The 18359-nt window shown below is 73.2% G+C and carries 19 protein-coding genes (1 of these 19 running past the window's edge); 6 read left to right on the top strand and 13 right to left on the bottom strand.

From position 1 onward, the window contains the following. The 3 genes from A6F73_RS22175 to A6F73_RS22165 all read right to left on the bottom strand — a co-directional run. Positions 1-452: the 5' portion of a DUF3710 domain-containing protein gene (locus A6F73_RS22175; protein ID WP_063351416.1), read on the bottom strand. 355 nt of this gene lie to the left of the window's left edge; only the first 452 of its 807 coding nucleotides appear in the window; the start codon lies at positions 450-452; the stop codon falls past the left edge of the window. A 69-nt stretch (positions 453-521) separates the two neighbouring features. Then, positions 522-989, bottom strand: a complete 468-nt coding sequence (gene dut / locus A6F73_RS22170; protein ID WP_063349388.1) for a dUTP diphosphatase — start codon at positions 987-989, stop codon at positions 522-524. Further along, a complete protein-coding gene (locus A6F73_RS22165) occupies positions 986-1564 on the bottom strand; it encodes a PaaI family thioesterase (protein ID WP_063351415.1) in 579 nt (192 codons plus the stop codon). Before A6F73_RS22165 ends, dut begins: the two co-directional genes overlap by 4 nt. Positions 1565-1699: 135 nt before the next feature. On the opposite strand from A6F73_RS22165, the gene A6F73_RS22160 reads away from it, so the two are divergent. Next, on the top strand, positions 1700-2149 hold the full coding sequence (locus A6F73_RS22160) for a DUF3093 domain-containing protein (RefSeq protein ID WP_063349387.1): 450 nt from the start codon (positions 1700-1702) through the stop codon (positions 2147-2149). Positions 2150-2457: 308 nt separating this feature from the next. Here A6F73_RS22160 and A6F73_RS22155 read toward each other — a convergent pair whose 3' ends face one another. The 4 genes from A6F73_RS22155 to A6F73_RS22140 all read right to left on the bottom strand — a co-directional run bounded on the left by A6F73_RS22155 (position 2458) and on the right by A6F73_RS22140 (position 6510). Further along, complete coding sequence (locus tag A6F73_RS22155) at positions 2458-2757, bottom strand: DUF4193 domain-containing protein (RefSeq protein WP_030057692.1); 300 nt, start codon at positions 2755-2757, stop codon at positions 2458-2460. A gap of 473 nt (positions 2758-3230) precedes the next feature. Further along, positions 3231-4214 carry an acyl-ACP desaturase gene (locus A6F73_RS22150; protein ID WP_063349386.1) on the bottom strand — a complete coding sequence of 328 codons (984 nt, stop codon included), beginning with the start codon at positions 4212-4214 and terminating at the stop codon, positions 3231-3233. Positions 4215-4454: 240 nt separating this feature from the next. Then, complete coding sequence (locus A6F73_RS22145; protein WP_063349385.1) at positions 4455-5738, bottom strand: HAMP domain-containing sensor histidine kinase; 1284 nt, start codon at positions 5736-5738, stop codon at positions 4455-4457. 118 nt (positions 5739-5856) lie between these two features. Beyond that, on the bottom strand, positions 5857-6510 hold the full coding sequence (locus A6F73_RS22140) for a response regulator transcription factor (RefSeq protein ID WP_063349384.1): 654 nt from the start codon (positions 6508-6510) through the stop codon (positions 5857-5859). A 442-nt stretch (positions 6511-6952) separates the two neighbouring features. Here A6F73_RS22140 and A6F73_RS22135 point away from each other — a divergent pair, with 442 nt between their 5' ends. Beyond that, positions 6953-7138, top strand: coding sequence for a hypothetical protein (locus A6F73_RS22135; protein ID WP_030057688.1), 186 nt, complete (start codon positions 6953-6955; stop codon positions 7136-7138). Positions 7139-7268: 130 nt separating this feature from the next. On the opposite strand, the gene A6F73_RS22130 is transcribed toward A6F73_RS22135, so the two are convergent. Both A6F73_RS22130 and A6F73_RS22125 read right to left on the bottom strand, forming a co-directional pair. Continuing rightward, entirely contained in the window at positions 7269-8087 is an 819-nt protein-coding gene (locus A6F73_RS22130; protein ID WP_063349383.1) for an inositol monophosphatase family protein, read from the bottom strand. A gap of 34 nt (positions 8088-8121) precedes the next feature. After that, on the bottom strand, positions 8122-9279 hold the full coding sequence (locus A6F73_RS22125) for a ferrochelatase (RefSeq protein WP_063349382.1): 1158 nt from the start codon (positions 9277-9279) through the stop codon (positions 8122-8124). Positions 9280-9406: 127 nt separating this feature from the next. On the opposite strand from A6F73_RS22125, the gene A6F73_RS22120 reads away from it, so the two are divergent. Further along, positions 9407-10663 (top strand): MFS transporter, encoded by a 1257-nt coding sequence (locus A6F73_RS22120; protein ID WP_063349381.1) that lies wholly within the window; start codon positions 9407-9409, stop codon positions 10661-10663. Positions 10664-10767: 104 nt separating this feature from the next. Next, a complete protein-coding gene (locus A6F73_RS22115; protein ID WP_063349380.1) occupies positions 10768-12090 on the top strand; it encodes a D-arabinono-1,4-lactone oxidase in 1323 nt (440 codons plus the stop codon). Here A6F73_RS22115 and A6F73_RS22110 read toward each other — a convergent pair whose 3' ends face one another. Continuing rightward, entirely contained in the window at positions 12091-12975 is an 885-nt protein-coding gene (locus tag A6F73_RS22110) for a hypothetical protein (RefSeq protein WP_208869104.1), read from the bottom strand. It abuts the gene before it with no gap. Between the two features lie 517 nt (positions 12976-13492). On the opposite strand from A6F73_RS22110, the gene sepH reads away from it, so the two are divergent. Continuing rightward, the gene (sepH, locus tag A6F73_RS22105; protein WP_079135886.1) at positions 13493-14569 is read left to right on the top strand and encodes a septation protein SepH; all 1077 of its coding nucleotides are present in this window, start codon (positions 13493-13495) and stop codon (positions 14567-14569) included. Between the two features lie 57 nt (positions 14570-14626). On the opposite strand, the gene A6F73_RS22100 is transcribed toward sepH, so the two are convergent. Continuing rightward, positions 14627-15502 (bottom strand): sulfurtransferase, encoded by an 876-nt coding sequence (locus tag A6F73_RS22100; RefSeq protein ID WP_063351414.1) that lies wholly within the window; start codon positions 15500-15502, stop codon positions 14627-14629. A gap of 182 nt (positions 15503-15684) precedes the next feature. Here A6F73_RS22100 and A6F73_RS22095 point away from each other — a divergent pair, with 182 nt between their 5' ends. Further along, a complete protein-coding gene (locus A6F73_RS22095; RefSeq protein WP_347878564.1) occupies positions 15685-16425 on the top strand; it encodes a VOC family protein in 741 nt (246 codons plus the stop codon). Positions 16426-16442: 17 nt separating this feature from the next. Here A6F73_RS22095 and A6F73_RS22090 read toward each other — a convergent pair whose 3' ends face one another. Both A6F73_RS22090 and A6F73_RS22085 read right to left on the bottom strand, forming a co-directional pair. After that, entirely contained in the window at positions 16443-17096 is a 654-nt protein-coding gene (locus A6F73_RS22090; RefSeq protein ID WP_063349376.1) for a thymidine kinase, read from the bottom strand. Positions 17097-17157: 61 nt separating this feature from the next. Further along, positions 17158-18345 carry a nucleotide pyrophosphatase/phosphodiesterase family protein gene (locus A6F73_RS22085; RefSeq protein ID WP_063349375.1) on the bottom strand — a complete coding sequence of 396 codons (1188 nt, stop codon included), beginning with the start codon at positions 18343-18345 and terminating at the stop codon, positions 17158-17160. Between the last annotated feature and the right edge of the window lie 14 nt (positions 18346-18359).

The following is an 18359-nucleotide window of genomic DNA, read 5'->3' as shown; positions in this document are numbered from 1 at the left end:
AGGTGCCAGCCGAGCGGGCCCTCCTCCTCCTCGATGAGGCCGCCCTGCGCGGTGATGCCGTTGGCGATCTCCTCGCGGACCTCCCCCCAGATGCCCTCCGACTTGGGAGCGGCGAAGGCCTGCAGCTGGATGGCGCTGTTACCGAGGACCAGGGTCGCGGCGACGATCGCGTCACCGGCGACCTCCACCCGCAGCTCCATGCCCTCGACACCGGGGACCAGCAGACCCCCGAGGTCCACTCGCCCCTCCTCGGGGTTCTCCAGCTCGGAGTGGTCCCACGGACCGTCCGGCCGCGGGGCCGGCGGCAGGCCGACCTTGTCGGACGGGTCCAGCTCGGTCACGTTCTCGCTCTCGGCGGAACCTTCGACGTCATCGGCCGTCTCGTCGGCGCTGATGGCGTCGTCGGCGAGCTGCTCGACAGCGTCCTCGCTCTTCTGGCGACGACGGAACACGGTCACTGTCCTTCCCGGTCCAAGACCGATGCGAATACCTGCTCGGCTTCCTGCGAGGCCGCGGGAATGCTAGACCGCGGCGTGGCCGCCGGTCGACCCGAACCCGCCCTCGGCACGTGCCGACCCAGGCAGCTCGGCCACCTCGTGGAAACGGGCCTTCTCGACCTGCTGGATCACCAGCTGGGCGATCCGGTCCCCTCGGCGGAAGCTGACCCCCTCGCGCGGGTCCAGATTGACGACGATCACCTTGATCTCTCCACGGTACCCGGCATCGACCGTCCCCGGGGCGTTCACGAGGGCAACTCCGCAACGAGCTGCCAGCCCGGACCGGGGGTGGACGAAGGCCGCATAGCCGTCCGGGAGGGCGATCGCGATGCCGGTGGGCAGGACGGCCCGCTCACCGGGGGCCAGCTCGGCGTCCACGGCGGTGCGCAGATCGGCTCCCGCGTCGCCGGGCTGCGCGTAGGCGGGCAGCGGCAACTCGGGGTCGATGCGCCTGATCAGGACGTCCAGCGGCGGGCGGGGGGTGTTGCTCAAGGGTTCACCTCAAAGGCTCGTGCGCGCTTCATCAGATCCGGGTCGTCGAGGACCTTCTCGATGTCCTCGGGACGACCGTGCGTGGTGAAGTGTTCCAGCTTCACCTGGATGAAGAGCGCCTGCGCCCGCACCGCGACCGGTCCGTCGGGGCCGCCGATGCGCGCCTCGGCGGCGCTGTAGATCTTGCGGCCGTGGACACCGGTGACCCAGGCGCGCAGGTGCAGCACCGAGTCGACCGGGACGGGGCAGAGGAAGTCGGTCTCCAGCCGGCCGGTGACGGCGGGGGCGTGCAGCAGCCAGTTGAGCGTGCCGAGGGTCTCGTCCATGGCGGTGGTCAGCACTCCGCCATGGGCCAGGCCCGGACCACCCTGGTGGACGTCCCGGACGGCGAACTCGGCGGTGACGTCGAGTCCCTCGCCGGCGACCGCGTCGATCCGCAGCCCGCCGGGGTGTTGCGGTCCGCAGCCGAAGCAGTGCTCGTAGTGGGAGCCGAGCCGGGTGCCGGGGGCGGGCGCCTCGGGGGCGCGCGGCGGCAGTACGGCGTCCGGCGGCGGGGTGGTCGGGGACGGCGGCAGCGCGGGCGCCGGCCGGTCGGCGGGGGCGGTGGGGGTGGTCGAACCGGTCACGGGGCCCCAGCCTACCCAGGGGTAGGCGCGCGGCCGGTGGGGGTGGCGTCCCGGTGCCGGCGTCAGGGCGCCCACAATGGGGGCATGTACGACGAACGCCTCACGGTGCCGCGCTCCTGGTGGCTGCTCCCGGTCGCGACCGGGCTCACGCTCGCCCTGATCCTGCTGCGGGTCGGCGGTCTGGCCGCGCTGGTCGGGCTGGTGGTCGGCATCGCCGCCGGCGCGGTCGCGATCAGCAGCTACGGCTCGGTCCGGATCCGCGTGGTGCAGGGCTCACTGGTGGCCGGGCCGGCCCGGATCCCGGTGGACGCCCTGGGCACCGCGCACCCGCTGAGCCCCGCCGAGGCGGTGGCCTGGCGCGGGCCGAAGGCCAACCCGCGCGCCTTCATGCTGCTGCGCAGCTACGTCCCGACGGCGCTGCGAATCGAGGTGACCGACCCGTCCGACCCGACGCCCTACCTCTACCTGTCGACCCGCTCGCCGATGAAGCTGGCGGAGGCGCTGGAGGAGGCCCGTCGCGGCGCCCGCACCTAGGCACCCGCGCCCAGGGGCTCTCCGGCCGATCGTGCCGGACAGAGCACCTGGCGGAGGGACCCGCGCACGCCAGGGGGCAGCCCCGGACGCGCACAGGCCCGAAAAACGGAGAGGGACGGTTCCGCTGATGCGGGACCGTCCCTACGACTTTGTGCCGGCCGACGTGCTCATGGCCGACTCCGTCCTCCCGGTGCCGTCCGTCAGGACGACTCCCGGACCTGCCGTCCGGCCCCGCTGCCCGGGGCCGGAAGGGGCGCTGTGCCGGCCCCGCGGAAGCCGCGGGTGCCGGGCCCTGTCCGCCGCGGTGCTCAGGCGCCGCAGTCCCGGCAGATCGGGTTGCCGTTCTTCTCGCTGTACAGCTGACTGCGGTGGTGCACCAGGAAGCAGCTCATGCAGGTGAACTCGTCGGCCTGCTTCGGCAGCACCCGGACCGCGAGCTCCTCGTTCGAGAGGTCTGCGCCCGGGAGCTCCATGCCCTCGGCCGCGTCGAACTCGTCGACGTCGACAGAGCCGCCGCCCTTGTCGTTCCGCCGAGCCTTGAGTTCCTCGATGCTGTCTTCGTTGAGCTCGTCGTCGGTCTTGCGTGGGGTGTCGTAGTCCGTTGCCATTGTTCGCTCTCCCCCTCCGGGTTTGTGCGGTGTGTGCGGTATCTCCAGCGCACGTAACGCATGGGGGGTCGGTCTTGTGCCCGACCCGAGGCGGAGATTTTGCCTTACTTCAAGCCCTGTTACTCAATCGACACTCAGCCAGGGGTCCATTGGGGTGATCCACCAGGCTGCGGGAGGCCTCACGCTGGGCCATCGCCAGCCTCCTCCAGCATCCGCTCGGCGGCCACTCACAGTGAGCACGGGCCGCGCTGACGCTCGTCCATTCCCTTGCCCACCTGGGGTGCCGACCAATCATCCGGCCGGGTACTGACCCGAAATCCGGTCACGGACTGCGATCGGCACCCCAGCTCGGATGATCACTCTCCGAGGTCGGGTGAAGTCACGGAGCGACACGATGTGAGCTTGGTCACGTTCAGAATCTTCCAGGGCAAACCACGGAAAATCCACCCACTTCGACTGCTCCGCCGAACACCCTAGTCGGCGCTCCTGCGCGCGGCCCGGCGGGCCAGGATCGCGGCCTGGCGCTCCTCGAACTTACGCGCCTGGCCGTCCAGCCCGTCCAGGAAGACGCCGAGCTCGTTCTGCGCCAGCTGGCCCTCCGGGCCGAGGCCGCCGATCTCCATCACGCGCAGGTGGCGCAGCACCGGCTGCAGCACGTCGTCGTGGTGGATGCGCAGGTTGTAGACCCCGCCGAGGGCGATCTGCGCGGCGGCCCGCTCGAAGCCGGGGATGCCGTGGCCGGGCATCCGGAAGTCGGTGACCACGTCGGCCACGGCCCGCATGGCCTGGTCGGGGGCGATCTCCAGGGCGGCCTTCAGCAGGTTCCGGTAGAAGACCATGTGGAGGTTCTCGTCGTTGGCGATCTTCGCCAGCAGCTGGTCGCAGAGCGGGTCGCCGGCGTACTTGCCGGTGTTGCGGTGCGAGATGCGGGTGGCGAGCTCCTGGAAGGCCACGTACGCGACGGACTGCAGCATGCTGTGCGCGTTGTCGGACTCGAAGCCCTCGGACATGTGGCTCATCCGGGCCCGCTCCAGCTCCACCGGGTCGACGGCCCGGGTGGCGAGCAGGAAGTCGCGAATGGCTATCCCGTGCCGGCCCTCCTCGGCGGTCCAGCGGTGCACCCAGGTGCCCCAGGCGCCCTCGCGGCCGAACATGCTGGCGATCTCGTGGTGGTAGCTGGGGAGGTTGTCCTCGGTCAGCAGGTTCACCACCAGCGACACCCGGCCGAGCGGCGTCACCTGGGACTGCTCGACGGCCCAGGCGTCGCCGCCCAGCACCCCGTCGAAGTCGCGGCCCTGGCTCCACGGCACGAACTCGTGCGGCATCCACTCCTTGGCCACGGCGAGGTGGCGGTTGAGCTCCTTCTCCACGACCTCTTCGAGGGCCAGGATCAGCCGGGCGTCGGTCCAGCCGGTCGATCCGAGGGAGGCGCTGCTCTGCACAGGGGCGATGGTCACGGTCTTGCTCCTGGGGGACGGCACGCGCGGGACGGGCGCGTTGGGCGGGCACGTCTGCGGACGCACTTACGGTTCCGTAGGTTACGACACCGTAAGTTGCTCGGGCAGGAAATGACAAGCCGCCCCCGCCAGGCCTTATGTCGTCTTGACGGGCCTGACGGGGGCGGCGGTGAACGGTCGCTTACGGAGCGCGGCGGCGGGGAGGGCGCGGCGGGGCCGGGAGGGGCCCGGCGGGCGGGGTCAGGGGTTGGGGATCCGGACCCGCATGGTGAGGCCGCCACCGGCGCGCGCAGTGGCCTCGATGGTGCCACCGTGGGCGCGCACCACCGAGCGGACGATGGACAGGCCGAGCCCGACCCCCTTGTCGCTGCGGGTGCGGTCGGCGCCCTTGACCCGGCGGAACGGCTCGAAGATGTGCTCCAGCTCGTAGCCGGGCACCACCGGGCCGGTGTTGGACACCACCAGCTCGCCGCCGCCGGGCACCTCGGCGGTGGCCAGCTCGACCCAGCCGCCGGGGGTGTTGTACCGGACGGCGTTCTGCAGCAGGTTGAGCGCCAGCCGCTCCAGCAGCACGCCGTTGCCCGCGACCACGGCCGGAGCGAGCTTGGAGCGCAGCTCGACCTCGCGCCGGTCCGCCTCGGCCCTGGTCTGCTCCAGGGCGCGGGTGGCCACCTCGGAGAGCTCCACCGGGCGGCGGTCGGTCAGCTCGTTCTCGCTGCGGGCGAGCAGCAGCAGGCCCTCCACCAGCTGTTCGCTGCGCTCGTTGGTGGCCAGCAGGGTCTTGCCGAGCTGCTGGAGGTCGGGCGAGGCGGCCGGGTCGGAGAGCTGGACCTCCAGCAGGGTGCGGTTGATCGCCAGCGGGGTGCGCAGTTCGTGCGAGGCGTTGGCGACGAAGCGGCGCTGGGAGTCGAAGGACCGGTCGAGCCGGTCCAGCATGTCGTCGAAGGTGTCGGCGAGTTCCTTGAGCTCGTCGTCCGGCCCGTCCAGCTCGATCCGCCGGTGCAGGTCGGAGGAGGCGACGTCGCGGGCGGTGCGGGTGATCCGGCCGAGCGGGCGCAGCACCCGGCCGGCCAGCGCGTAGCCGGCCGCGAAGGCGATCACGGCGAGGCAGACCAGCATCGTGAGCGACTTGCGCAGCAGGGTGTTGAGCGCCGAGTTGGAGCGCAGCAGGTAGTCGCCGGCCTGCTCCTGGTTGAACTGCGCGCTGTTCATCGGGACGCCGTTGACCCGCAGGCTGCCGTCGAACTGGAACGTACGCGGCGCCAGGTTGTTCACGGCGTCCTGGAAGAACACGTACATCAGCAGCAGCAGGACCACGCCGGCCATCAGGAACATGCCGCCGTAGAGCAGGGTGAGCCGCATCCGGATGGTCGGCCGGAAGGGCAGCCAGGCGAGCATGCCGTCGCCGGGGGTGTAGCGACCGGGCTGGGGCGCGCGCGGGGGGTGCTGGGGCTTGGGCGGTACGGCGCGCGGGCCGCCGGCGGGCGCGCCGGAGGGCCCGCCGGCCGGGGGCGGGGTGGTCATGATGGTCCTCTCGGGGCGTCCGCCGGGGCGGGCGCGGGGTGGGTGGAGTCCGGCCGGGCCCGGCGAACGGATCCGGTCCGGTCCGCTCGGATCCGGTCAGGTGGTCCGGCGGGTCCGGTCAGATCCGGTAGCCGGAGCCCGGGACGGTGACGATCACCGGCGGGTCGCCGAGCTTGCGGCGCAGCGTCATCACGGTGACGCGCACGACGTTGGTGAACGGGTCGGTGTGCTCGTCCCAGGCCTTCTCCAGCAGCTGCTCGGCGGAGACGACGGCGCCGCCGGCCCGCATCAGCACCTCCAGGACGGCGAACTCCTTGGGGGCGAGCTGGACGGTGCGGCCCTCGCGGATCACCTCGCGGCGGCCCGGGTCGAGCGAGATGCCGGCCCGCTCCAGCACCGGGGGCAGCGGGACGGTCGCGCGGCGGCCCAGCGCCCTTACCCGGGCGACGAGTTCGCTGAAGGCGAACGGCTTCGGAAGGTAGTCGTCCGCGCCGATCTCCAGGCCCTCGACCCGGTCGCTGATGTCGCCGGAGGCGGTCAGCATGATCACCCTGGTGGCCAGGCCCTGTTCGACCACCTTGCGGCAGACGTCGTCGCCGTGGACCAGCGGGAGGTCGCGGTCCAGGACCACGACGTCGTAGTCGTTGACCGCGATGCGCTGGAGCGCGGCCTCCCCGTCGTACACCACGTCGACGGCCATCGCCTCGCGGCGCAGGCCGGTGGCGACAGCCTCGGCGAGCAACTGCTCGTCCTCGACGACGAGAACCCGCACGATCGTTGTCCCTTCTCCAGGCCGGCCCCGGAAGCGGACGCGCGGCTCCGACGGTGCCTCCATCCTGCCTGGTCCGCCGGTAAAGCAGCGATAAGCTGCCGCCCAGGCACGGAGCGTTGGCAGCGGGTGATGACCGTTCGTGTCGGGACCAGTCCGGTTGGACTGTGACACAGGCAACTTTCTCGGGCCGGAAGGTTTCCCCATCCCCCCGGCGGGGAGGACAGCTTCACACCCGCGATCTGGCTGTTGGCCGATCGCACCCACCCGCCGTGCGTTCATCCGCGCCGGCCCTGGGGCTGGGACGTCACCGGGAGCGGCCGAAGGCCGTCTCCGCGCTCGACCGGAGATCCACGACCTGCCGGACGGGGCGCTGCCGCTGGCCACACCTCCTCGGGGCGGAGAACGTACGACCGTGCACGTCCGACACAGTAAGGGGGCCCGTATGGACGCCTTCAAGGCCGGAATCCTGCAGCGCATAGCCAACGCCGAGCAGGATCTGCACCGCGCGATCGAGGCCGGGGACGAGTTCCTCGCCGAGGTGGAGCAGTCCGAGCTGGACGACCTCCGCCGGCTCGCCGCCGAGCACGGCGTGGACACCGTGCTGGAGCGCCACCGCACCGCCGCCTGATCCACCCGACCTTCCGACCCGACGCCGGACCTCCGGCACCAGCGGCCCTGCGGGGGTCGTGCGAAAACCCCAGGCCCTGGCATCCCCCGTATGCCAGGGCTCTTCGCTGTCCAGGACTGAGGACGCGTCCTCAGTCCGCCCAGGCGCGCAGCGCGGCCAGCCGCTCCTGCAGTGGCTGGTACACGCCCGGGGCGGCGGCCACGGTCAGCTCGCCGTCCGGGCCGTGCCCGGGGCGGCCGCCGACCAGGGCCCCGGCCTCGGCGGCGATCAGGCAGCCGGCCGCGCGGTCCCAGGGGGCGAGGCCGCGCTCGTAGTAGCCGTCCAGCCGCCCGGCGGCGACGTCGCACAGGTCCACCGCGGCGGCCCCGCCCCGGCGGATGTCCCGCACCTCGGGCATCAGGGACAGCAGCACCTCGGCCTGGCGGGTCCGCACCGACTGGACGTAGTTGAAGCCGGTGCCGATCAGCGCCTGGCCCCACGGCGGGGCCGGGCGAGTGGAGAGCGGCCGGCCGTCGAGCCGGGCGCCGCGCCCGAGGACTGCGTGGAACAGCTCGCCGCGGGCCGGCGCGTACACCACGCCGACGACCGCCCGGCCGTCCAGCTCGGCGGCCACGCTGACCGCCCAGGAGGGCAGCCCGTACAGGTAGTTGACCGTGCCGTCGAGCGGGTCGACGACCCAGCGCACCCCGCTGGTGCCGGGCCGCTCGGCGCCCTCCTCGCCGAGGTAGCCGTCCTCGGGGCGGCGCTCGGTGATCAGTTCCAGGACGAGCTTCTCGGAGGCGAGGTCCATCTCGGTCACCACGTCGACCGGACTGCTCTTGGTGCCGGCCACACCGAGGTCGGCGGGCCGGCCGTCGCGCAGCAGGGCGCCGGCCTGCCGGGCCGCGTCCAGGGCGACCTCCAGCAGGTCGTCGAGGAGCCGGTCGTCGGGCAGGGCGGGGGTGGGCACGGGTCTCTCCTCCGGGGGGGAACGGGACGGGCGGTCAGCGCTCGGCGGCGGCCGGGCGGGGGGCTCGCGGGTTGGGGCAGCAGGCCACCGCGCACACGTCGTGGCTGGGGCCGAGCGCGCCGAGGGCGCAGCGGGTCACCGGCTCGCCGCGCTCGGCGGCGGCCCGCTCCAGGACCAGTTCGCGCACCGCGGCGGTGAACCGCGGGTCGGCGCCGACGGTGGCGGCGCGGGCCACCGGCAGGCCGAGTTCGGCGGCCTTGGCGACGGCCTCGGTGTCGAGGTCGTACTTGACCTCCATGTGGTCGGAGACGAAGCCGATCGGGACCATCACCACGGCGGGCGCGCCGTCGGCGTGCTGGGCCTCCAGGTGGTCGCAGATGTCCGGTTCCAGCCACGGCGTGTGCGGGGCGCCGCTGCGGCTCTGGAACACCAGCTCCCAGGGCCGGTCCGCGACGCCGGTGCGTTCGGCGACGGCCTCGGCGATCAGCCGGGCGACGTCCAGGTGCTGGGCGACGTACGCGCCGCCGGGGCGGCCGCGGGCCGGGTCGTCCGGGGCGCCGGAGGTCTCGGCCATGGCGTCCGGGATGGAGTGGGTGGTGAACGCCAACCGGGCGCCGGCCCGGACGTCCTCGGGCAGCCGCGCCAGGGCGGCCAGGGTGGCGTCGACCATCGGCTCGACGAACCCGGGGTGGTTGTAGAAGTGCCGCAGCTTGTCGACCCGCAGCTCGGGCAGGCCCTCCGCGGCGAGGGCGGCCAGCGCGTCGGCCAGGTTCTCCCGGTACTGGCGGCAGCCCGAGAAGCCGGCGTAGGCGCTGGTGGCGAGGACGGCGACGCGGCGGTGGCCGTCGGCGGCCAGTTCGCGCAGGGTGTCCACCAGGTAGGGCGCCCAGTTCCGGTTGCCCCAGTAGACCGGCAGGTCCAGGCCGTGCTCGGCGAAGTCCTTGCGCAGCGCGGCGAGCAGTTCGCGGTTCTGCTCGTTGATCGGGCTGACCCCGCCGAACAGGAAGTAGTGCTTGCCGACCTCCTTCAGCCGCTCCTTGGGGATGCCGCGGCCCCGGGTCACGTTCTCCAGGAACGGGACGACGTCCTCGGGGGCCTCGGGCCCGCCGAAGGAGAGCAGCAGCAGGGCGTCGTACGGCTGCGGCGCTGCCGGGGCGGCGCCGGACGGTGAGGGTTTGCGCGCGTCGGACATGGCACCGATCCTGCCATTGAGGGGCCGGAGACCCCCGTCGGGGCTGCGAGGATGTCCGGAAAATACTGTTTGCCAAGGTACGTAAGCTGTGTTCGCCAGCCTCGTTCCTTACCCCCGCGGAGCTCCCGTGCTGTCCAGCTACCGCCAGATATTCGCCTCCCCCGGCAGTCTGGCCTTCTCCTCCACCGGCTTCGTCTCCCGACTGCCGATCTCCATGACCGGCATCGGCATCGTGACCATGCTCTCCCAGCTGAGAGGCTCCTACGGGGTGGCGGGCCTGGTGTCGGCGACCCTGGCGATCTCCGCCGCGCTGCTCGGCCCGCAGGTCTCCCGGCTGGTGGACCGGCACGGGCAGCGCCGAATAATCGTCCCGGCCATGGCGCTCACCATCGTCGCCGTGGTCGGCCTGCTGCTGTGCGCCCGGTTCAAGGCGCCGGACTGGACGCTCTTCGTCTTCGCGGCCGGCATGGGCGTCATGCCGAGCACCGGCGCGATGGTCCGCGCCCGCTGGGCCCACCTGTACCGCGACGACGCCCCCAAGCTGCACACCGCGTACTCCTTCGAGGCCGTCGTCGACGAGGTCTGCTTCATCGTCGGCCCGATCCTCTCCATCGGCCTGGCCACCTCCGTCTTCCCCGAGGCCGGCGTCCTGCTCGCCGGGGTCTTCCTCGCCGTCGGCGTCCTGCTCTTCGCCGGACAGCGCGCCACCGAACCGCCGGTCCACCCGGGCGCCCGGCACGCCGGCGGCTCGGTGATCCTCAACCGCGGCCTCCAGGTGCTGATCCTCACCTTCGTCGCCACCGGCGCGATCTTCGGCTCGGTCGAGGTCGTCACCGTCGCCTACTCCGAAACCCAGGGGCACAAGTCCATCGCCAGCGTGATCCTCGCGCTGTGGGCGCTCGGCTCCTGCCTGGCCGGCGTGGTGTTCGGCACGCTCAAGCTCACCGGCTCGATGGCCGGCCGCTTCTTCGCCGGCGTCCTGTTCATGGCGCTCAGCATGGCGCCGCTGCTGCTGGTCGCCGAGTCGGTGCGCGGAGTCGGCGGGCTGATCGCGGTCGGCGGCGCGCTGCTGATCGCGGGCATCGCCATCTCCCCCACCCTGATCACCGCGATGGCCCTGGTCGAACGGCTCGTCCCGGCCGCCCAGCTGACCGAGGGCATGACCTGGACGACCACCGGGCTCGCCCTCGGCGTCGCCGTCGGCTCCTCCGCCGGCGGCTGGGTGGTGGACGCCGCCGGCTCCGCCGCGGGCTACTGGGTGCCCCTGACCGCCGGGGTCTTCGGCGTGGTCACCGCGCTCGCCGGACTGGGCCGGCTGCGCGCCGGACTCGCCGTCGACGAGCCCGCCGAAGCGGCCGAACAGACCGTAGACCTCGAACGGTGAACTGACTAATCTCTCCCTACCCGCGGGCCTACCCGCGGGTAGGGCGGCCCCCACCGCCCCGGACCGCGCCGACCCCGGTCGGCCACGGAGCAGGAGGCGGCGCCATGCCCCAGGCCAGTACCGCGACCCCCACCCGGTGGACCAACTGGGCCGGGAACCAGAGCGCCCGGCCCGCCCGGGCCGCCACCCCCGGCACCGCGGAGGAACTGGCCAAGGAGATCCTGCGCGCCGCCGAACAGGGCCGCACCGTCAAGGCCGTCGGCTCCGGCCACTCCTTCACCTCGATCGCCTCCGCCGGCGACGGCGTCCTGCTCCGCCCGCACGCGCTCACCGCCGTCCGCGAGATCGACCGCGAGGCCGGCACCATCACCGTCGAGTCCGGCCTCCCGCTCGCCCGGCTCAACCGGATCCTCGCCGCCGACGGCCTCTCCCTCACCAACATGGGCGACATCGAGGTGCAGACCGTGGCCGGCGCCACCAGCACCGGCACCCACGGCACCGGCCGCGACTCCGGCTCGCTCGCCGCCCAGATCCGCGCCCTGGAGATCGTCCTCGCCGACGGCAGCGTCCGGCGCTGCTCCCCCACCGAGCACCCCCGGCTCTTCCAGGGCGCCCGGCTCGGCCTCGGCGCCCTCGGCGTGATCACCGCCCTGACCTTCGCCGTCGAACCGGCCTTCCTGCTCACCGCGCACGAGCAGCCGATGGCCTTCGACGAGGTGCTGGAACGGCTGGACGACCTCACCGCGGTCAACGAGCACTTCGAGTTCTACTGGTTCCCGCACACCGACCGCTGCGCCACCAAGCGCAACAACCGCAGCCAGGGCCCGGCCGCCCCGCTGCCCCGGTTCAAGGAGTGGCTGGAGGACGACTTCCTCTCCAACACCGTCTGGGAGGGCGCCTGCCGGGTCGGCCGGCGCTTCCCCGCCAGCATCCCCGCCATCGCCTCGCTGGCCAGCCGCGCCTGGTCCGACCGCAGCTACACCGACACCGCGCACCGGGTGTTCACCAGCCCGCGCAAGGTGCGCTTCGTGGAGATGGAGTACGCGGTGCCGCGCGCGGCCGTCGCCGGGGTGCTGCGCGAACTGAAGGCCCTGGTCGAGCGCTCCGACTGGAAGATCGGCTTCCCGGTGGAGGTGCGCTTCGCCCCCGCCGACGACCTCTGGCTCTCCACCGCCTCCGGGCGGGACAGCGCCTACATCGCCGTCCACCTCTACCGGGGCACCGCCGACCAGGGCTACTTCACCGGCGTCGAACAGCTGATGTGCGCCCACCAGGGCCGCCCGCACTGGGGCAAGCTGCACACCCGGGACGCCGAGTACCTGTCCGGCGCCTACCCGCACTTCGGCGACTTCACCGCCCTGCGCGACGAGGTCGACCCGCAGCGCGTGTTCGGCAACGACTACCTGCGCCGGGTCCTCGGCGCCTGATCACGGGGTGGCGCCCTGGGTCGGCGCCGCGGGCTGCGGCGGGGCCACGGAGGCGGGGGCGTTGCTCGGCACCGGCGGCTGCGGGCTCGCCCCGCCGGAGGTGCCGGAGGGCTTCCCTCCGTCCGCGGTCGGCGACGAACCGGCCGACGGCGTCGCGCTCGGGCCCGCCGAGGGCGAGGCCGTACCGCCGCCGTGCTCACCGGCCCCACCGCTCGGGCTCGTGCTCGGGCCCGTGCTCGGCTCCCGGCTCGGCCTCGTCGTCGACGGGGCCGAGGCGCCGCCGGACGGCGAGGACTCCGAGCCGTGCCCGCCGCCGGTGGAGGGCCGCTCCGCCGGCGGCGCCTCCCGCGGGGAGGGGGACTTCGGGCTCACCACGCCGCCGAAGGAGGTGCCGTTGCCCGACTCGCCCTTCACCGTCGCCGACACCGGCTGCCCGGTAGCCAGTTCGAACGCCAGGATCGGCGTCATCGCCACCACGAACACCAGCCCCGACACGGCCGCGTAGGTCTTCCAGGTCCACCGCCGACGCGCCCGGACCACCTGCGGCTCGTTCCACTCCGAGGAGATCGCCGACGGCGCCGGCTCCACCGGGCGCTCCGGCACCTGGCGCAGCCCGTTCACGGCGTGGCCGGGCCCCCGGTCCACCACCGCCTCACGCAGCTGCTCGCCGGTGCGCCGGAAGATGTGCTGGAACACCGCACCGCCGGTGGTGGCCCCGACACTGACCACCGCCGCACCCAGGATCGTTCCGTACACGCCGAGTTCGGAGGCGAACAGCGCCCCCACCACCGTGGCCAGCGCACTCGCCGCGACCTGAGCCACACTCAGATCGATCCGCTTGCGCTCCTTCTTGCCGCCCTCCTCGGCGGGGCTCCGCTCCGGCATCAACATCCCTCGGTCCGTACGACTGTTCCTCGAACAAGTCACTCCATCTTGCCCAAAGAAGGACACAAGGGACGAAAATGCGGTTCTCCGGCCCCGATATATGTGAAGATGATCACCGTTCACCCGCCGGTGGTCCGCCGTTGGGGGCATGCACTCTTGAGATTCCCGTGAATCGCGGGAGACTTGAGCGGCGAGCCGCCCCTTCGGATGCCACGAATGGAGTACTGTTCGTAAAGCCTGAGCCTTGGGTCGACTTGTCGACTGCGCCCACACCGGCAGCTTGACGAAGAGCCACGGAACAGGCACGCACGGCGACGCCCGTCCCGGACCGTCGCGAACACTCCGCGTGCGAGGACGGCCGGGGCACCCAGGCGCGACGTCGACGGATGGCGTGGCAAAAAGGCAACCGTGCCACAGCGGCGTGACCGGGCGTATGCCCGACACGCCGGGGAACTCAGCAAGGTTGTGGCCAGTCGCGAGTGGGCAGGCCACACTCAGTACGGGAGCAGCGACGCAGGTGACGTCGGCAGGCACCACCCGGGAGGTAACCGTGCCCGAACTGCGGGTTGTGGCCGTCAGCAACGACGGCACACGGCTGGTGCTCAAGGCTGCCGACAGCACGGAGTACACCCTTCCCATCGACGAGCGGCTGCGCGCCGCCATCCGCGGGGATCGTCCGCGCCTCGGCCAGATCGAGATCGAGGTCGAGAGCCATCTGCGGCCCCGGGACATCCAGGCCCGGATACGAGCCGGTGCCTCCGCCGAGGAGGTCGCCCAGGCCGCCGGCATCTCCGTCGACCGGGTCCGCCGCTTCGAGGGTCCGGTCCTCGCCGAGCGCGCCTTCATGGCCGAACGCGCCCGCAAGACCGCCATCCGCCGCAACGGCGAATCCACCGGGCCCCAGCTCGGCGAGGCCGTCGCCGAGCGGCTCGCGCTGCGCGGCGCCGAGAAGGACACCGAACGCTGGGACTCCTGGCGGCGCGACGACGGCACCTGGGAGGTCATCCTCGCCTACCGTGCCGACGACGAGGGCCGCAGCGCCTCCTGGACGTACGACCCGCCCCGGCGCCTGGTCCAGCCCAACGACGACGAGGCCCGCGCGCTGATCGGCGAGAACGTCGAGCGCGAGGAGGAGTCGGTCTTCCCGTTCATCCCGCGGATCGCCCGGCTCCCCCAGGACCGGCCGCCCCGCCCGATGATCGACCGGCCCTCCGCCGACCGCATCATGTCCGCCCGCGAAGTCCGCGAGTCCCGCGAGGCCACCGCCGAGTCCAGGGACTCCCTGACCAGCCTGCTCGACGTGGTCCCCGCCTTCCGTGGCGACCTCGCCGTCGGCCCCGCCCCGATCGAACCGGTGCCCGCAGAGGTCGCCGAGGAGAGCGAGGAGGCGGCCGCAGCCGCCGCACCGGCGGTCGGCGCGGGCTCGGCCTACGCCGACATCCTGATGCCGCGGGCCGTCGCCCCGCACCGCGAGCGCCTGGTCGGCACCACCGACCGCCAGGCCGAGGCGGACGGCGTCCGGCCCGGCCGCCGGGCCACCGTGCCCAGCTGGGACGAGATCGTCTTCGGCAGCCGGCGCAAGAAGCAGGAGTAGCAGCCCTGACGTCAGGGGCGGGAGGCCGGGCCTCCCGCCCCTGACGCACGCCCGGACTCAGCCCGGCTGGTCGGTCACCGCCACCGGGCGGGCCTCGTCGCTCGACCACTCGCTCCACGACCCCGGGTACAGCGTCGCCGGCAGGCCCGCCACCTCCAGCGCCAGGATCTGGTGCGCCGCCGTCACCCCCGAGCCGCAGTACACCGCCGTCTCCCGCTCACCCGCGCCCAGCGCACGGAACCGCGCCGTCAGCTCCGCGGCCGACCTGAACCGCCCGTCGGCCGCCACGTTCTCGGCCGTCGGCGCCGACACCGCGCCCGGGATGTGCCCGGCGCGCGGGTCCACCGGCTCGCTCTCGCCCCGGTAGCGGTCCCCCGCCCGGGCGTCCAGCAGCAGCGCACCGCGCGCCCAGGCCGCCGCGCCGTCCGCGTCCACCACGGGCAGCTGCCCCGGGACCGGCTTGAAATCACCCTCCGCCGGCGCCGGAACCTCCGCCGTCACCGGCAGTCCGGCCGCCGACCAGGCCGCGTACCCGCCGTCCAGCACCCGGACGTCCCGGTGCCCGGCCCAGCGCAGCAGCCACCAGGCGCGGGCCGCCGCCAGCGAGGCCGCGCCGTCGTACACCACCACCGGGCGGTCGGAGTCCACCCCCAGGCGGCGCATCGCCGCGCCGAACTCCTCCGGGTCTGGCAGCGGGTGGCGGCCGCCCCGGCCGGGGGCGCCCGGCGGGGCCGCGAGGTCCCGGTCCAGATCGACGAAGCGGGCGCCGGGCAGGTGCCCGGCCCGGTACTCCTCGACGGCGGTCGGGCCGGACTGCGCGGCACCGACCAGCCGGTAGCGCACGTCCAACAGCACCGGCGGGCGCGCGGAGGCGAGCGCCTGCGCCAGCCCGGCCGCGGAGATCAGCGGGGAACCGTCGTTGTAGGTGGTCATGGCGGCCATTGTCGCGCAGCGCCGCCAACCCGCCGCTCTTTGTGCGCTCTTTGCCGGAATTTCCGCGCGGCCCGAGGGTTCGACGCGCGCCAGAGTGGAAGCATCACCCTCGCGCGCGAGGATTTCCGTGCGCCAACCACCCATTGCGCCAACCACCCATGAGGAGGCCCGCATTGCCCGCGGTGGAACTCCGACTGGCCCAGGGCACCCCCTGCTGGGTCAGCCTGCTGACCGACGACCTGGCCGGCGCCCGCGCGTTCTACGCCGACCTGCTCGGCTGGACCTACACCCCGGGCCCCGGCCAGCTCGGCGCCTACGTCCGCGCCGAACTCGACGGGGCACCGGTCGCCGGCCTCGGCGTCTCCACCGCCACCGGCTTCCCGGTGCAGTGGACCACCTACTTCGCCGTCGACGACGCCGACCACACCGCCCAACTGGTGCGCTCCTGCGGCGGAACCGTGGCCGTCGGGCCGCTCCAGGCCGAACGCGCCGGGCGGATGGCCATCGCCGCCGACGTCTCCGGCGCCGTCTTCGGCCTCTGGCAGGGCGAGGAGCACACCGGCCGGGAGGCCGGGCCCGAACCCGGCGGACCGGCCTGGACCGAACTGCTCACCCCCGACACCGACGGCGCCGTCGCCTTCTACACCGCCGTACTCGACCGCCCCGTCCGGCACGCCGACGACGAGTCCGCGCTACTCGTGCACGGGCAACCGGTCGCCGGCATCCGGCACCGCGCCGAACTGCGCGGCCATCCGCCCCGCTGGCGGGTCCACTTCGCCGTCCGCGACGCCGACGCCACCGCCCGGCACGCCGTCGGACTCGGCGGCCGCGTCCTGGTCCCACCGCACGACACCGCCCGCGGCCGCGCCGCCCGGCTGTCCGACCCGCAGGGCGGGCACTTCTCGGTGCTGGAACTCCGCTAGCGCGCCCAGGACAGGACTCAGACCTGCTGCTCGAAGGGCAGCACGTCCGGGGAGAGCACCGAGGCCCGGGCCGTCGCGGCGGTCAGCCGGCGGCGGTGGTGCCGGCGGCAGAGCACCTCGTACCCGACCTCGTCCTCGTTCACCGAGATGTCGCCGACCACCACCTGGGCGCCCTCGACCACCATCACCCCGCCCACCGTCCGGGCGTTGTGCGTCGCCCGCGCACCGCACCAGCACAGCGCCTCGACCTGGAGCACCTCCACCCGGTCGGCCAGCTCGATCAGCCGCTGGGAGCCGGGGAACAGCCGGGTGCGGAAGTCCGTGGTGATCCCGAACGTGTAGGCGTCGATGTCGAGTTCGTCCACCACCCGGGCCAACTGGTCGACCTGCTCAGCGGCGAAGAACTGCGCCTCGTCGCAGATCAGGTAGTCCACCCGGCCGCCCGCCGAGAGCCGGTGCACCACGTACGCGTGGAAGTCGAAGTCGTCCGTCACCTCGACCGCGTCCGCCCGCAGGCCCAGCCGGCTGGAGATGGTCGCCGCACCGGCCCGGTCGTGGCGGGTCAGGATGAGGCCCTGCCGGCCGCGGGCGGAGTGGTTGTGGTCCATCTGCAGCGCCAGCGTCGACTTGCCGCAGTCCATCGTGCCCGAGAAGAACACCAGTTCAGCCATGGGTGGAGCAAAGGCCTTTCACATCAGGGGAGTTCGGGCACAGAAGAGTCAAGGACCTGGCTCAGCCGCGAACTTCGAGCAGCGGCACGAACTGCTCGACCGGGGTCATCGAACCGTGCAGACCGATCATCGCGGACTCGCCCGGCTCGTTGCGGGAGGCGGTGATCGCGATGTCGTCCCGCGCCGCGGCCACCACGTCGCCGATCCGCCCGTACACCCGCTCGTCCACGACCGGACCGAACCAGCCCGCCGCGATCGCCTGGTCCCGGGTGGCCACCCACATCCGGTCGCCCAGCACCTCGCTCCAGACCGCGAACACGTCGGCCGCCGCACCGGGCACCGCGTAGACGTGCCGGGCCCGGCCCTCGCCGCCCAGCAGGGCCACGCCGGCGCCCAGCTCCCAGTCCTCGTCGAAGTCGATCCGGTCCTCCGGCGCGATGTCGATCATGCCGTGGTCGGCGGTCACGTACATCGCCGACCGCGGCGGCAGCCGCTCGGCCAGCCGGCGGGCCAGCCGGTCCACCGCGTCCAGGGTCATCCGCCACTCGTCCGAGTCCACCCCGAAGCGGTGGCCCGCACCGTCCAGCTCGCTGACGTACGTGTAGACCAGCGCCCGGTCGTGCTCGGCCAGCCAGGAGGCCGCCAGGTCCATCCGCTCCTCGCCCGTGGTCCGGCCCAGGAAGGTTCCGCCGGACAGCGCCACCCTGGTCAGCGGCGTCTGCGAGAACAGCGGGGAGGACACCTGCGCGGTCGCCACCCCGGCGGCGTCCGTCCGCTCGAAGACCGTCGGGTACGGCTGCCAGACGTGCGGGTCGGTGTGCGGCTGCCAACGCAGCTGGTTCATCAGATAACCGGCGCCCGGCACCGCGACCGTGTACCCGGCCAGACCGTGCAGCCCCGGCGGGGTGCCGGTGCCGACCGAGGCCAGCGAGGTCGCCGTGGTCGACGGGAAACCGGCGGTCAGCGGGCGGCCCGAACCACCCATCGAACTCCCGGCCAGCGAGGACAGGAACGGCGCGTACTCAGGGTGCCGCAGCAGCAGCTCCCAGCCCAGGCCGTCCACCAGGAACACCACCACCCGGTCCGCCGGGGCGATCGGCAGGGTCGCGGTGAAACCCGGAACGCCCAGGCCCGCCGCCACCGAGGGCAACAGGTCGCAGAGCGAACCGCTGCCGTACGGGGGCGCGGGAGCCGCGGCCGGGTCGAGGATCTCGAAGGCGTCGAAGCCGCCGGAAGGTGCGAAGGACATGAAACCGGATTCGT

Source organism: Streptomyces sp. MJM8645, assembly GCF_001625365.1.
Lineage (GTDB): Bacteria > Actinomycetota > Actinomycetes > Streptomycetales > Streptomycetaceae > Kitasatospora.
Note: the sequence above shows the minus strand (reverse complement) of the source record. Positions and strands in the feature narration are given on the sequence as shown.